12 protein-coding genes and 1 tRNA gene are annotated in these 14,301 nt (G+C 64.1%); 6 read left to right on the forward strand and 7 right to left on the reverse strand.

Annotation, left to right across the window (positions count from 1 at the left end; genetic code table 11):
* Positions 1–123 precede the first annotated feature (123 nt).
* A complete protein-coding gene (locus tag JQC81_RS00185) occupies positions 124–321 on the reverse strand; it encodes a hypothetical protein (RefSeq protein WP_152713388.1) in 198 nt (65 codons plus the stop codon).
* Positions 322–625: 304 nt separating this feature from the next.
* On the opposite strand from JQC81_RS00185, the gene recD2 reads away from it, so the two are divergent.
* Positions 626–2,824, forward strand: coding sequence for an SF1B family DNA helicase RecD2 (gene recD2 / locus JQC81_RS00190; protein ID WP_203269705.1), 2,199 nt, complete (start codon positions 626–628; stop codon positions 2,822–2,824).
* A gap of 111 nt (positions 2,825–2,935) precedes the next feature.
* Entirely contained in the window at positions 2,936–4,054 is a 1,119-nt protein-coding gene (locus JQC81_RS00195; RefSeq protein WP_203269706.1) for a hypothetical protein, read from the forward strand.
* A 97-nt stretch (positions 4,055–4,151) separates the two neighbouring features.
* Here JQC81_RS00195 and JQC81_RS00200 read toward each other — a convergent pair whose 3' ends face one another.
* The 3 genes from JQC81_RS00200 to JQC81_RS00210 all read right to left on the reverse strand — a co-directional run bounded on the left by JQC81_RS00200 (position 4,152) and on the right by JQC81_RS00210 (position 6,259).
* On the reverse strand, positions 4,152–5,630 hold the full coding sequence (locus JQC81_RS00200) for a protein adenylyltransferase SelO (protein WP_203269707.1): 1,479 nt from the start codon (positions 5,628–5,630) through the stop codon (positions 4,152–4,154).
* Between the two features lie 149 nt (positions 5,631–5,779).
* The gene (locus JQC81_RS00205) at positions 5,780–6,040 is read right to left on the reverse strand and encodes a hypothetical protein (RefSeq protein ID WP_203269708.1); all 261 of its coding nucleotides are present in this window, start codon (positions 6,038–6,040) and stop codon (positions 5,780–5,782) included.
* Between the two features lie 145 nt (positions 6,041–6,185).
* A tRNA-Cys gene (locus tag JQC81_RS00210) sits at positions 6,186–6,259 on the reverse strand.
* 11 nt (positions 6,260–6,270) lie between these two features.
* On the opposite strand from JQC81_RS00210, the gene JQC81_RS00215 reads away from it, so the two are divergent.
* The 4 genes from JQC81_RS00215 to htpG all read left to right on the forward strand — a co-directional run bounded on the left by JQC81_RS00215 (position 6,271) and on the right by htpG (position 10,188).
* Positions 6,271–6,693 (forward strand): hypothetical protein, encoded by a 423-nt coding sequence (locus tag JQC81_RS00215; protein ID WP_203269709.1) that lies wholly within the window; start codon positions 6,271–6,273, stop codon positions 6,691–6,693.
* Complete coding sequence (locus JQC81_RS34230) at positions 6,690–6,869, forward strand: peptidoglycan-binding domain-containing protein (RefSeq protein WP_203269710.1); 180 nt, start codon at positions 6,690–6,692, stop codon at positions 6,867–6,869. The genes JQC81_RS00215 and JQC81_RS34230 overlap by 4 nt, the downstream gene beginning before the upstream one ends.
* Before the next feature lie 309 nt (positions 6,870–7,178).
* A complete protein-coding gene (locus JQC81_RS00225) occupies positions 7,179–8,180 on the forward strand; it encodes a 3'-5' exonuclease (RefSeq protein ID WP_203269711.1) in 1,002 nt (333 codons plus the stop codon).
* 115 nt (positions 8,181–8,295) lie between these two features.
* Positions 8,296–10,188 (forward strand): molecular chaperone HtpG, encoded by a 1,893-nt coding sequence (gene htpG, locus JQC81_RS00230; protein ID WP_203269712.1) that lies wholly within the window; start codon positions 8,296–8,298, stop codon positions 10,186–10,188.
* Positions 10,189–10,467: 279 nt separating this feature from the next.
* On the opposite strand, the gene JQC81_RS00235 is transcribed toward htpG, so the two are convergent.
* The 3 genes from JQC81_RS00235 to repC form a co-directional block, all read right to left on the reverse strand.
* Positions 10,468–11,511, reverse strand: coding sequence for a synaptic vesicle VAT-1 family membrane protein (locus tag JQC81_RS00235; protein WP_203269713.1), 1,044 nt, complete (start codon positions 11,509–11,511; stop codon positions 10,468–10,470).
* A gap of 121 nt (positions 11,512–11,632) precedes the next feature.
* On the reverse strand, positions 11,633–12,673 hold the full coding sequence (locus JQC81_RS00240; protein WP_203269714.1) for an LLM class flavin-dependent oxidoreductase: 1,041 nt from the start codon (positions 12,671–12,673) through the stop codon (positions 11,633–11,635).
* A 66-nt stretch (positions 12,674–12,739) separates the two neighbouring features.
* A complete protein-coding gene (gene repC, locus JQC81_RS00245; protein WP_203269715.1) occupies positions 12,740–14,050 on the reverse strand; it encodes a plasmid replication protein RepC in 1,311 nt (436 codons plus the stop codon).
* Between the last annotated feature and the right edge of the window lie 251 nt (positions 14,051–14,301).

A 14,301-nucleotide genomic window follows, 5' to 3' on the forward strand; every position in this document is an offset into this window, starting at 1 on the left:
GATCCAACATGCGCCTGCTCGGACAGCCCTCTGCCTGATGAGTGCCCCCGAACCACAAGCTCGGTTGCTGCCGCAGGCTTGACCTCATGGTTTGGTCCGCTGCCATGAAGGTCCAGGCGGATTTCAGTACGGCAGTGCGCGACGCGGCTGTTCCGTCAGCCTCTGCTCGCGATCAATCAGAGCCAGAGTTGCCTGAATGCGCGGAGGGAGCGGCTGCCTGATGACCTCGGCGTAGATCGAGCGGAGATCTTGTCCGATCCGGCGCAGGAGTTCGGCATCGCTCGTTGCTAACGCTCGCCCGCCGTCCGTTCCGTTCTCCATTTTGGCCTCCTGATCCGCATCCAGACCTTGGGTACAGCGGCGTTAGGCCCCCGTTAACCATCTTATTTTTTGTCTGTGGATACCGGGCAGAACCCTCCCTGCGCCCGGCTTCCGCCCTTGTCCGTCCAACATTGCAGGCAGTTTCGGGATTTCCCAGCGATGACGCTGGCATGAAGCCGAATCGCCGCAAAAAAGCCCCGAAACAAACAGAGAACATTCTCCATTCGGAAAGGAGAGCATCCTCGTCAGTGGTGCCATCCAGCGATACAGTCGGAGAGGCCGGGTACGATTCCCGGCAGGCACCATGAACCAGATGATTCGACCCTCACAAGTGGATCAGAGGCCGGCACTCGAGACCCTCGCAGGCTCAATCGAGCGCATCACCTTTCACAATCCCGAAAACGGCTTTGCGGTCCTGAAAGTCCATGCCCGGGGTAAGCGTGATCTCATCACCGTCGTGGGCCATACCCCGGCGGTGTCGGCCGGCGAGTGGATCACGGCCAGTGGCCTGTGGATCAGCGACCGCACTCATGGTCTTCAGTTCAAGGCTGAGGTTCTCAAGACCACGCCGCCGACCGGCGCTGAGGGCATCGAGAAGTACCTGGCCTCAGGCCAGATGCGCGGCATCGGACCCGCCATGGCCAAGCGCATCGTGGCGGCTTTCGGCGAAAACACCTTCGAGGTCATCGAGGCCGCCCCCGAGCGCCTGACCGAGGTACCCGGCATCGGCCCCATGCGTGCCTCACGCATCGTGGCGGGCTGGGCCGAGCAGAAGGCCGTGCGGGAGATCATGATCTTCCTGCACGCGCACGGGGTAGGTACTGCTCGGGCAGTGCGCATCTTCAAGACCTACGGCTATGAGTCCGTTCAGGTCATGACCGAGGACCCATATCGACTGGCGAAGGACGTCCGCGGCATCGGCTTTCGGACGGCGGATGCCATTGCGGCCAAGCTCGGCATGGAGAAGACGGCGCCGCAGCGCATCCGGGCGGGCATTTCGTTCGCGCTGCAGACAGCCACCGACGAGGGTCATTGCGCCCTGCCCGTGGAGGCGCTCACCCGACTCGCCGAACAGTTGCTTGAAGTGGACGGAGAACTGATCCGCACGGCCATCGTCGAGGAACTGGCCAAAGGGGAGATCGTCTCGGACACGATCAGGGACGAGACCTGCCTGTTTCTCAAGGGCCTCTATCTGTCCGAGCAGGCCATCGCTGCCCGGCTGCTGGAACGGGCCTCCGGCCCGGCGCCTTGGCCGGAGATCGACCTCGACAAGGCCATTCCCTGGGTGGAGGGCCGCACGGGCAAGACCCTGGCGGCCTCGCAGCGCGAGGCGCTCAAGCTGGTGCTCGGCTCCAAGGTGGCGGTGGTGACCGGCGGCCCTGGTGTCGGCAAGACGACCCTGCTCGACACCATCCTGCGCCTGCTGGTGGCCAAGGGCGTCAGAGTAGCGCTGGCCGCGCCCACGGGGCGCGCGGCCAAGCGCATGACCGAGCAGACCGGGTTGGAGGCCAAGACCATCCACCGCCTGCTGGAGATCGACCCGAAGCACGGCGGTTTCTCGAAGAACGAGGAAAACCCGCTCGACTGCGATCTCCTGGTGGTGGACGAGACCTCGATGGTGGATGTACCGCTGATGAATGCGCTGACCAAGGCCATTCCTGCCCCAGCGGGCCTGCTGCTGGTGGGTGACGTGGACCAGCTGCCCTCGGTTGGATCCGGGCAGGTGCTGGCCGACATCATCGCCTCGGAGCGCATTCCGGTCGCTCGGTTGACCGAGGTGTTCCGGCAGGCGGCGGAAAGCCGGATCGTGGTGAACGCGCACCGGATCAACAAGGGCCGGATGCCTGAGCCGCCCAAGGCCGGCGAAGAGAGCGACTTTTACTTCGTCGAGATCGCCGATCCCGAGGAGGGCGTGCCGAAGATCATCCAGATGATCAAGGAGCGCATGCCGCGCCGGTTCGGGCTCGATCCGATGAAGGACATTCAGGTGCTCTGCCCGATGAACCGGGGTGTGCTCGGCGCCCGCAACCTCAACATCCAGCTTCAGGAGGTGCTCAACCCCGATCCTCCCGCCAAGGTGGAACGGTTCGGGTGGCGCTTCTCGCCGGGTGACCGGGTGATGGAGACCCAGAACGACTATGATCGAGAGGTCTTCAACGGGGATCTCGGCACAGTGGTGCGGATCGACGATGAGGATGGAGCGCTGATCGCCTCCTTTGATGGGCGGGAGGTCTCGTACCCTTTCGGTGAACTTGACACGCTCGTCCCTGCCTATGCGACGACCATTCATAAATCACAGGGCTCGGAGTATCCCGCCGTGATCATCCCGGTGGTGACGCAGCACTTCACGATGCTGGCCCGCAACCTGCTCTACACGGGTGTGACGCGAGGCAAGCGGCTGGTCGTGCTGGTGGGGCAAAAGAAGGCGGTGGCAATGGCAGTCAGAGGTGGTCAGATGAAGAAGCGCTGGACGAAGCTGCAGGAGTGGCTGGCCACCACTTGAACGGATCCAGCCTTCAAGACTTGTCCGGCAGAAGGTCGAGCGGACGCCCGAGGCCGGTACCAGCCTGCTGCCGACGCCCTGCGATTTCCCTGAGGTGATACAAGCCGCGTCATGCCACTGCTCGCCTATACCCACTCGGGGGAGCCGCTCGTTGCACCTCTGCTGTCCGACCACGAATGGGAGAACCTGAGATCCACGCGTAACCGCGACGTGTGGATGCCTCATGGGAAAGGACGGGCTATTCCCAAGGTCTCACGCCTCGGAACACGATTCTTCGCTCATCCTCCCGGGCAAACGTCTGCAGGGGCCAAGGAGAGCGACCTCCATCTCTCCATCAAGGCTCAAAGCTTGCTTGGAGCCCGGGCCGCAGGCTGGGAGGCTCTCCCGGAGCAATCCGGAACCACGCCCGATGGCCGCGACTGGCGGGCAGATGTCCTGTGCCGGCGGCCAGGGAAAGCCTGGACCGTCGCCGTCGAGGCCCAGGTTCAGCTCCAAGGCGAGGAAGCTTACCGCCAACGGCAGGAGCGCTATGCCGCTTCCGGCATTCGCGCCCTCTGGCTGGTTGCTCACGAGCCCGCGGCCATGCATCACTACTGGCGCGAGCCCGACTCACATTTGCCAGCCTTCAAAACCACGGTCGGGAACGATCAGCACGGCCAGCCGGAGGCGCAGGTGCAGATCGATGGCTTGTCTCTGAGCATACCTGAGTTTGTCTCCGGCGCGCTCAGCGGCCAACTGCATTGGTCTGGGAACGGCCGGCACGGGATCCTCATGCTGGTTCTCCGCAAAGACCAGTGCTGGCATCGCACCTGCCGAAAGACTGTCCTCCTTGCCTACAGGGCAGAAACGCTACGGAGGATGCCGCTCGACCTCGAGGCGGTCCAGACGATGCACGGTTATGGCGACGCTTATGCCAGGGCGCGAGCGGTTCTGCCCGACCTTGCCGACAGTCCATGGCGGTTCAGGAAGGTCCTCGCGTCACGTTGCCCTTACTGCGGACGGGAGATCCGGTACCATAGCCATGACTGGGAGGGTCAGGACGTCCTTGATGTGCCGATCGGCGTCGATGTCGGTGAGCAGGGCCGACGCTTCGGCCTGACCCCACATGCCCAATGGCACTGGGGGTCTCAAACCCGATGGATGCGCTGGGCTCCCCTTGGTGGCGTCGGCCTGATCTCCCCTCGCCGTCTCGCGATGCATCCAAGGCGCTTCGGTCCCAGGACGGCCTGATGCGTCTCGCGGACGAAGCACCGGTTGCGGTGGCATCCGTGGTCCGGATCGGCGACCTGGCAAAGGCTGCTCCCCGCGGCGCAGGCCCTTTGCCGCCTCAGGTCCCGCAGAAGGTCCGATAGACGCGCTGGTGCGGCTCCGGCGGTTCGGCGTAGTGCGCAAACGCCGGCTGATCCTCATAGGGCTGCGAGAGAACCATCAGAAGCTCCTCGAAGGGACCAAAGTCGTCCCGCTCCACCGCAGCTTGGATCACGGCCTCCACGCGATGATTGCGCGGGATAAAGGCTGGATTGACGGCGCGCATGGCAGCCCGGCGGGTTGCAGCGTCCTGCGGCTCCTGGGTCAGCCGCTCGCGCCAGCGGGCAGCCCAGGCATCGTAAGCAAGCGGATTGATGAAGAGGTTTCGGACGGCCTCGTCCGCTTCGGATCCGGCAGCGGCATCGCTTAAGCGCCGGAAGGTCAGGGTGAAGTCGGCCTGGTTCTCGGCCATGGCCTTCAGAAGATCCCCAGCAAGCGTTGGATCGTCTTCACGCTCCGTCAGCAGCCCGAGCTTGCGTCTGAGCCCCGCGTGATAGGCCACCTCGAACTTACTCGAGAACGCCTCGAGCGCCTCGCTCGCTTCACTCACGGCCTTCTCCTGGTCCTCGGACAGGAGCGGCAGAAGCGCCTCGGCAAGCCGCGTCAGGTTCCAGAGGCCGATGCGCGGCTGGTTGCCATAGGCATAGCGGCCCTGCCGATCGATCGAGCTGAAGACTGTCGCCGGATCGTAGGCATCCATGAAGGCGCACGGGCCATAGTCAATCGTCTCCCCGGCGATGGACATGTTGTCGGTGTTCATCACCCCGTGGATGAAGCCGATGTGCAGCCAGCGGGCAATGAGGTCTGCCTGGGCGGCGATCACCTGATCCAGGAGCGCGTGATACGGTCTGTCGCTCTCGGCGGCCTGTGGGTAGTGCCGGCCAATAACGTAGTCCGCGAGAAGCCGCAGCCCCTCCACATCCTGCCGCGCTGCGAAGAACTGGAACGTGCCGACCCGAACATGGCTTGACGCCACCCGGGTGAGAACGGCGCCGGGAAGTGGCGTCTCCCGGACAACGGTCTCCCCGGTCAACACCGCGGCAAGCGCACGCGTTGTCGGCAGCCCCAGCGCGGCCATCGCCTCGCTGACGAGATACTCACGCAGGACAGGCCCCAGCGCTGCCCGTCCATCGCCACGGCGCGAGAACGGCGTCGGCCCTGAACCCTTGAGCTGAATGTCGCGGCGGATACCGTTTTGATCAACCACTTCGCCGAGGAGGATGGCCCGGCCGTCGCCGAGTTGCGGCACGAACTGCCCGAACTGGTGCCCGGCATAGGCCATGGCAATGGGCTCTGCCGCATCCGGAACGCGGTTGCCGGACAGAAGCGTAACCCCTTCGGGACCGGAGAGGCGATCCGGATCAAGGCAGAGTTGCAGTGCGAGATCCCGGTTCAGCCGGATGAGCCTCGGAGCCGTAACTGAGGTCGGCGTTAAGCGCGCGAAGAAGCGCTCCGGCAGGCGGGTGTAGGTGTTGTCGAAGGGAAAATGAACTGTCATCGGATCGATTTCACCGTCTGGGCCCGATGAAATCGGACTGCATGCCCCTGAAAACAAGAGCCGGACGGCACATTCGGCTGAGCGGGTTAACGGCGCCCTGCTCCCGGTCCTGGACAGCGCCCCGAGCCATTCTGTCCAGGAAAAGACGATTACCGCTCCCGCTCGACGATGCGGTACTCGACGTCGATAATCTCCCCTGCTCGGGGCGCTTGCGCCATCCTGCGGCGAAGCCGCCACCGCAGGATCATGACGGTGATGATGGCCGCAGGGATGAGGATCAGCGCGAGCCCGGCGGCCAGAACCATCAGCAAGAGGCCCAGCGAGACGGCGGCAATCAGCACCAGAACGGCGGCCCAGCGGGGCATCCGGATCAATTTGACGCCCGAATGGTGCGGATAGCGCGGGTCCATATCCCCCTCTTTGAGAAGCTCTGCTTCAACCGTCCCTTATATGCCGACGCGGGGAGCCCGATACAAGATCGAGGTGGAAGCGGACATCTCAGCGCACCTCACTTCGCGCCATGATCGCCGGAGTGTCAGGTGCTCGTCCTGAAGGTGGAGGCCTCGCCCGGAATCGAACCGGGGTGCAAGGATTTGCAGTCCTCTGCGTAACCACTCCGCCACGAGGCCATCCGGGACGTATGCTGGATCTGCTTGATAGTGGCGAGGCCCCCGAAGAGCAACTGCCCACTCTGACAAGTGCCTTCCCGGCCGGCAGTCATGCGCGTGGGCTGCGTGCACAAGTGGCCAATCTCGGCCAGATCCAATTGGACCTCCTGTCGGAGCAGGCTCGGGCTCTGGCGACAATCGGCGAGTGGAAGCGGTTGCAGGCTCAACTTCCTGCCGTCCGCGAAGAACTCAGGTGGCTCATGGATATCCGTGGCCAGGCTCAGTCCGAACGCGTGCTTGCGCAACCGGAACTAAGCGATGCGATCAACCGTGCATCTCAAGCGCATGGGGATGTTTCCACCACGGGATCGGTGGGGAGCAAGGCACCTGATCCCAAACAGGCGATTGCGGCCACGGCTCAAAAAGCATTGCCGAAACTCGGCTATGAAATTTGACGGCTGACAGGGTCGTTGGACCAGGCACGCGGCGTGCCATCGAAGCGTTCCAGCGGGACAAGGGACTGACCGTAACAAGCGAGGTTGATGATCCGACGCTGAAGCGGCTGACCCAGTCCCTCAAGGTCGCCGCCCGTTGCGATACAACGCCACACGTTGAAATGAGCATACGTTGAGGTGGATCACGGAAGAGCCCGGCAGTTCCCCTCGAGAGCGGATGAGAGCACCTTGCGGGCTGTACCAAGAATATGTTGGGCCACTGTCACCCTGACGGACCTCGGGCCGTATTGTGGAGCCCCCAGAATATTGGCATCAGGTTACTGATAACCGACAAGACGAATTGGCACTTGGCGGACCCTGGGCTCTCAACAGCGCGCCTCCACCGGGCACACGCGCATTAACGATCTGGCGACCTGCATCCCGCTAGTCTGCCCCGCCAGGCTCATGCGTGCGCCTGGCCCATCGGCGGGGCGGAAGGTGCGGGAATGCGAGGGCAGGCTGATCTTTTCTTGGACTACGACGCACCGCCGGGTCCTATCGAGACCAGCCCCGCCAATGAAATTGTCATTAAGGCGAGGCAACGCAGCGAGTCCTTTAAAGCCCCCGATCATGAGACCGCCGCCCGGATGCTGGAGGCCACCGGCGACTACCGTGTCCTCCGCCGCTTGCAGCCCCGTCCGATCGTGGTCTCGGGTGTGCGTCGCCAGGACGAGAAGATCGCCGTCATCGTCGACACCGAAACCACAGGCCTGGATCACACCCGGGACGAGGTGATCGAACTCGGCATGGTGGCCTTTCTGTATGATGAGGACGGCCGGATCGGTGAGGTGATCGGCACGTTCAACGGTTTGCGCGAGCCGAGCGTGCCCATCGGCCCGGAGATCACCCGCCTGACCGGGATCACGCCCGAAATGGTTGCGGGCCAAGTGCTTGATCTTGCGGCGGTCGAGCGGTTCATAGAAGCGGCAGATCTCATCATCGCGCACAATGCCCGCTTCGATCGCCCCTTCTGTGAGCGCCTGTCGAAGGACTTCCAGCTCAAGGCCTGGGCCTGCTCCCATTCCGAGATCGCCTGGAGCGGGTTAGGCTTTGAAGGATCGAAGCTCGGGTACCTCCTGACCCAGTGCGGCTGGTTCCACCAGGGGCACCGGGCCGTCGAGGACTGCCATGCCCTGCTCGAGGTGCTGGCCTCCCCCCTCCCCTCCGGGGCTGGGTTTCCCTTCGAGCATCTGCTGACCTCGGCGCGAAAGGCGCTCGTGCGCATCTGGGCCGAGGGCAGTCCGTTCGATATGAAGGATGTGCTGAAGGCACGCGGGTACCGCTGGAACGACGGCACCGACGGCCGACCGAAGGCTTGGTGGGTGGAGGTCGACGAGGAGGCCTTTGAGGCCGAACTCACGTTTCTGCGGCGCGAGGTTTACCGGCGCGAGGTTGAGCCCTTCAGCCAGAGAATCACCGCCTTCGAGCGGTTCCGGTCGGCACGCTAGCCGGCGCCCACCATCTCAGAGGTGCTGGCCCATCCGGGTTGACCCGGAGACTTGAAATCTTGACCGTTCACGGCCATCTCATCGCCCGCCGGAGCAACAAGGTTCATCCCACGCCATGACGACTGCTGACACCACTCCCGCCCCAGAGAACCACACGTTCGAGGCCGATGTCGCCAAGCTGCTGCACCTGATGGTGCACTCGGTCTATTCCGATAAGGACGTCTTCCTGCGTGAACTGATCTCGAACGCGGCCGATGCCTGCGAGAAGCTGCGCTATGAGGCGATCTCCCACCCCGCCCTGCTCGGCGATGATCCCAAAGCCCGGATCACGCTGCTGATCAATGCCGACAACCGCCGCCTGACCGTCGAGGACAACGGCATCGGCATGAGCCGGGATGAGATGATCGAGGCGCTCGGCACCATTGCGCGCTCGGGCACCAGGGCCTTCATGGACCGGATCCAGGCCGCCCAGGGCGGCGAAGGGGCTCAGCTCATCGGGCAGTTCGGCGTTGGCTTCTACTCGGCCTTCATGGTGGCCGACCGGGTCGATGTCGTCTCACGCCGGGCCGGCAGCGACGAGGCCACGATCTGGTCGTCCGACGGCAAGGGATCCTACACGGTGGCTCCCGCAGCCGTCGACGAGGCCCCGGCCCGCGGCACCCGGGTGATCCTCCACCTGATGGAGGATGCTGCCTCCTACACCGAGCGCTACCGGCTCGAGCGCATCGTGAAGGAGCAGTCGGGCCATGTTCCGGTACCCATCTCCCTTGTCGAGAAGCCCGGAGCGGAGCCGCAGGAGGTCGCCGACGGCGCTGCTCTGTGGGTGAAGCCGCGCTCCGAGATCACCCCTGAGGACTACACCGACTTCTACCGCAGCGTGGCCGGCCAGTTCGACGAGCCGGCGCTGACGGTGCATTTCCGGGCCGAAGGCCGCCACGAATACACGGCGCTGGCCTTCGTGCCGGGCTCCACGCCATTCGACCTGTTCGATCCCGACCGGCACGGGCGGATGAAGCTCTATGTGAAGCGGGTCTTCATCACCGACGAGGCAGAGCTCCTGCCGCGTTACCTGCGCTTCGTGCGCGGACTGGTCGACTCGGCCGACCTGCCGCTCAACGTCTCGCGCGAGATGATCCAGGAGAGCCCGCTTCTCGCTGCCATCAAGAAGGGCGTGACCAGCCGCGTGCTCAGCGAACTCGAGAAGCTCGCGCAGAACGAGCCGCAAGCCTACACCAAGGTCTGGGAGATCTTCGGCCCGGTGTTGAAGGAAGGGCTCTACGAGGATTTCGAGCGGCGCTCGACCTTGCTGGGACTGGGCCGGTTCAAGACCACCGCGTCCGGTGGCGGGTGGCGCTCGCTCAAGGATTATGTCGGCTCGCTTAAGGAGAACCAGACGGCCATCTACTACGTGACGGGGACGGATCTCGCCCGGCTCGAGACCTCGCCGCAGCTCGAAGGATTCCGGGCCCGCGGCATCGAGGTGCTGCTGCTGCCCGATGCGGTCGACAGTTTCTGGGTCACGGCCGGCGTCGATTACGAAGGCAAGCCGTTCAAGTCGGTGACCCAGGGCGGGGCCGACCTGGCCCAGATCCCGCTGCTCGAGGCCCAGGAGAATGCGGGCGCACCGGCCACGGAGGCGATGACGGGCTTCATCCAATCCGTGAAGGCCACCCTGGGCGAGGCCGTGGCCGATGTCCGCGCCTCCGAGCGTCTGACGGAGAGCGCCGTCTGCCTCGTGGCGCCTGAGACCGGCATGGACCGCCAGCTCGAGCGGCTTCTCGCCCGCGCGGGTCAGCTGACGTCCGCGGCCAAACCCGTTCTGGAGATCAATCCACGCCATGACCTCGTCGTGGCCCTGGCCAACCTGGGCGAGGACCAGCAGTCTCTGCGCGAGGACGCTGCTCACCTGCTGCTGGACGAGGCGCGGATCCTGGACGGGGAGTTGCCGGCCGACGCGAAGGCGTTCTCGCAGCGTCTCGCGCGGGTGATGCGGCGGTGCGTCCCTTAAGGTTGTCCTGACGCGGCTTCCGGTGGCTGGCGGGATGCGGCCGGTGGTTGCCGCATCCTGTCACGGACCTGACCGATGGTATTGCTCCTGGTCCGTCAGGGTGGTCTCTGAGAGGACTTCGGGTCCGGGCCGGCTCATGATTCAGGATCAAGAGTGCCAGGCAGTCGATCTGCCATAGTCCTGAGATCGCTGCGGATCAAGACGACGTTTTGTGCAAGAGCCGTTTGAGCCTGGCGAGAGCCTGTTCAAGGAGCTCAGGTGGGATGGGGAGAGCGCCGCTCATGAGGCTGGCGCTGTTCGCAGGACCAGCTTGCCCGTGGTCTCGCCTGACTCCAGAGCGCGATGAGCCTGAGCCACGTCCGCCAGCGCGAAGGAACGGACCTTGGGCACGGCAATTTTGCCTTGTTCCACCCAGGCTGTCAGGTCGTTCACGGCAGCCCGCAGAAGGTCGGTGCGGCCAAACAGAAACGACAGATTGAACGCCACCACACCTTTGTTCTCGGTTGTCATCGTCAAGGGATTGAACCGTGGCATCCTCAGCAGGCCGAGAGCGGCCTTGAGATAATTGATGCGCCCGCCCTGCTTGGGCAGCAGGGTGTGAAAGCCGTAGACCAGCAGCTTCCCGGTCGGGCGCAAATGCGCATAGCTCTGCGCCAGGGTTTCGGGGCCGTTCGCATCGAAGACCAGGTCATAGCCATCAGGGCATAGGCGCCGGGCTTCATCCCAGAGCGATTGAGTGGCCTTGTCGATGACGGCGTCAGCGCCGAGTTGGCGCATATGCTCGACCTTGTGGCTGGCGCCCACCACGCCGGTCACGTGCAGATCGTGCAGCTTGCATAACTGGACGAGGGCCGACCCGACTCCGCCGGCGGCCGAATGCACGAGCACCCTCATGCCGGGCCGGATCACCACGTTCTGCAGCAGGCCATGATAGGCCGTGAGATGGACCGCGAGGAAACCCGCGGCGGCTTCGAAGTTCAGCGCTTCGGGCTTGGGCCAGACGAGATCGGCCGGGGCACAGACATGGGTGGAATAGCCGTCGAAGAAGGTCAACCCGAACACCGGATCGCCCGGCTTCACATGAGCGACCTCGCGGCCAACCTCCTCCACCCGACCGACATATTCGAAGCCCGGTGTGATCGGCCAGCCCACGTACCGGCGCGCAGACTCGTACACGCCCCACCGCACGCAGATATCAGCGTAGTTCACGCCCACCGCCTCGGTGCGGATCAGGACCTGATGATCGCCCGGGTTTGGCACGGGGTGGGTCTCGAGCTTCAGTTGCTCGTAACCGCCAGCTTTGTGAATGACCACCTTGTGCATCAACTCTGAATGTCCCTCTCCGCGAGGACCGAGATATGAGAACTCCGGGCCCAGATGATTAAGCTTCATTGATGCATGGCTCGGATGACCGCCTGATCAGGAGAGCCGCCCACGGATCCCGTCACCCTGAGGCGACGGCCTTGCGAACTTCCGGCGCAACCTTCGTCCCCAAGACTTCGATTGCGCGCATCAGCTTGACGTGGTCCATCACGCCGATGGCCATCTGGATCAGGAAGCGGTCGAACCGGAAGATCTCATGCGCGGCCAGGATCTTGTCCGTGACCTCGGCAGGGCTTCCGACGAACAGCGCACCGCGCGGTCCCCTGGCCGCGTCGAACTGCTGGCGGCTCGTCGGCGGCCAGCCGCGCTCCCGCCCAATCCGGTTCATCACCTCCGCCTGCGGGGCATAGAAGGTGTCGGCAGCCTCCTGGGTGGTATCGGCGACGAAGCCGTGCACGTTGATGGATGTCTTCAGGGTTGCGGGATCGTGGCCGGCCCGCTGGGCGGCCTGCCGGTACAGGTCGAAAAGGGGTGCAAAACGGGCCGGCTCGCCGCCGATGATGGCCAGGGCAAGCGGCAGCGCGAGCACCCCGGCCCGTGCGACGGACTGAGGCGTGCCGCCCACGGCGATCCAGATCGGCAGCTTGTCCTGACAGGGACGTGGGTAAACACCACGATCCGTGATCGGGGGCGTATGCCGCCCGCCGGGCCAGGTGATGCGCTCGCCCTCGTTGAGCTGCATGAGAAGCTGCAGCTTCTCGGCAAAGAGCGTGTCGTAATCGTCGAGATCGTAGCCGAAGAGCGGAAACGACTCGATGAAGGAGCCGCGGCCGGCCATGATCTCGGCCCGGCCCTGGCTGAGATTGTCGAGGGTAGCGAACTGTTGGAACACCCGGACCGGGTCGTCGGAGCTCAGCACCGTGACGGCACTTGTCAGGCGAATGTGCTTGGTCTGCGTCGCCGCCGCGGCCAGCGCGACGGCTGGTGCCGAGACGGCATAGTCGGGCCGGTGGTGCTCACCGAGGCCGGACACGTCGAGGCCCACTTGATCGGCAAGGACGATCTCCTCCACGAGGTTGCGCAGGCGCTCGGCCGGGCCGATCCGGTGTCCCGTCACGGGATCGGCGCCCACGTCACCGAAGGTGTAGAGTCCGATTTCCATCAGGATTGTCCTTCTGCAAAGTCTTCGGTTTCGCCATCATCCCGCTAACATGAACCCGGCCGCCCCTCAAACTGCAACGCACCTGCTGCCCTGTGCGAATGCCCTTCGCATGAAGATCCCGCTGGCGCCGGTCCCCGCTCGGTCGCGAGGGAGATGATCGGTCTGTGGCCCGTGGTCGGGACGGTACGCATCGCACCGCCCGTGCCGCGGCAAGGCGCCTCCATCCTGTTGAGCGAGCTTGTGCCTGCGCAGGGTGAGCAGTTCGGCCTGAAGGTCGATCTCAGCGTTCTTGATCAGGCGCACCATCGACCGGAAGTATCCTCCGGGATTTCGAATGCTGTTTCTGCCGCTTCTGACATCGTCTTCGTGGCGTTGCAGGACATAGATTACGGCCGTTGCGGCGCGGATAGCACCAAGCTCCTCCACCGCTTCCGTCCAGGCGCTGGGGTGTGTTCCCAGGCATGCGCGCAGGAAGCTTCCTGCCGCCACGAGATCGGCCGTATCCCGGATGGGATGGGCATAACCATCGATGACGGGGCAGGCTTCGACGACCAGGGCCGGCAGCGGCAGATGAGACGGCGGCGTATCGTAGGCGGCTGGTTCAGCGTCGTTCTGGTCGCCCTTGTAACAAGTCTCACTAGAGGATTCTTTCTCTGCCTCAATGTGCCGGAATGTCGTGCCGTCACAGCTTGCCTGATAAAACGCTTCCTCAGCGAGTTGTCTCATCTCGCTCCAGGCATCGGCGAGCCCGGCCGGTAGCGTGGTCCCGGAGCGTTTCGGGGTGCGGGCCTTCAACACAGCGAGACGCTTCTCGAGATCGGCGCGATCGACGGATTGGTGGTCTCGAGCAAGGGCATGCAGCGCCTCTTCCGTGGCGCGACGGCAGATTGTGATTTCGTCGAAGGAGCGTTTCAGGAGTTCCTTCATCTGCCGTTGCGCGGCGGTGGTGGCAGCCCACTCGCCCCGGCGCGCATAAAGCGGCGTCACATCGAAGCCGAAGGCATCAATGACATTTCCCTGCTTGTCCCGGACGGCGTAGCGCTTGCCATTCGGGGAGTCCTTCGGGAGCAGCAGTTGGAGTTCGATCAAGGCGCGGACGGCATTGCGGATCGACCGCTCGGATAATCCGGTGGCTGTTGTCAGCCGCTGGTTGGACGGCCAGACGAGCAGCCGGTCGATGTCGTGCTCGCCCCAGCAGACGACAAGCTGGCTCAGGACCAGCCGTTGTGGCGCGCTCAGGCGGAGTGCCTTCGCGGCATCGCGAGCCGCCGCCGAGAGCTCTTTTCGTGTCACGGTTCGTCCGGATTCCAGCACGAACTTTCTCGCGGCCAGAGCGGCATGTCTCAGCCGCCGGCCTCCTGACGATGCAAGCTGCATCGCACCCTCCATGTTGAGGGCAAAACGGGAGCGTTCACCGAAACCGATGTTCTTGACACACAGCTTGTCGGGATGGCATAAGGAAGTCGCTCAAAACATTCCTGTCGCCGATCCCTCGGTGACTCCAAAGGCCCTCGAAGTTTCCAGCTTCGTGGGCCTTTTGTTTTGCCTGGCCTTAGTTCACGGTCTTCTCCTGTTCGAAGAGGGTTGCGCCGTCGCGGATGATCACAGCCCGACGAGACCGAAGGCGC

The sequence above is a fragment of the Microvirga arabica genome, assembly GCF_016811235.1.
GTDB lineage: Bacteria > Pseudomonadota > Alphaproteobacteria > Rhizobiales > Beijerinckiaceae > Microvirga > Microvirga arabica.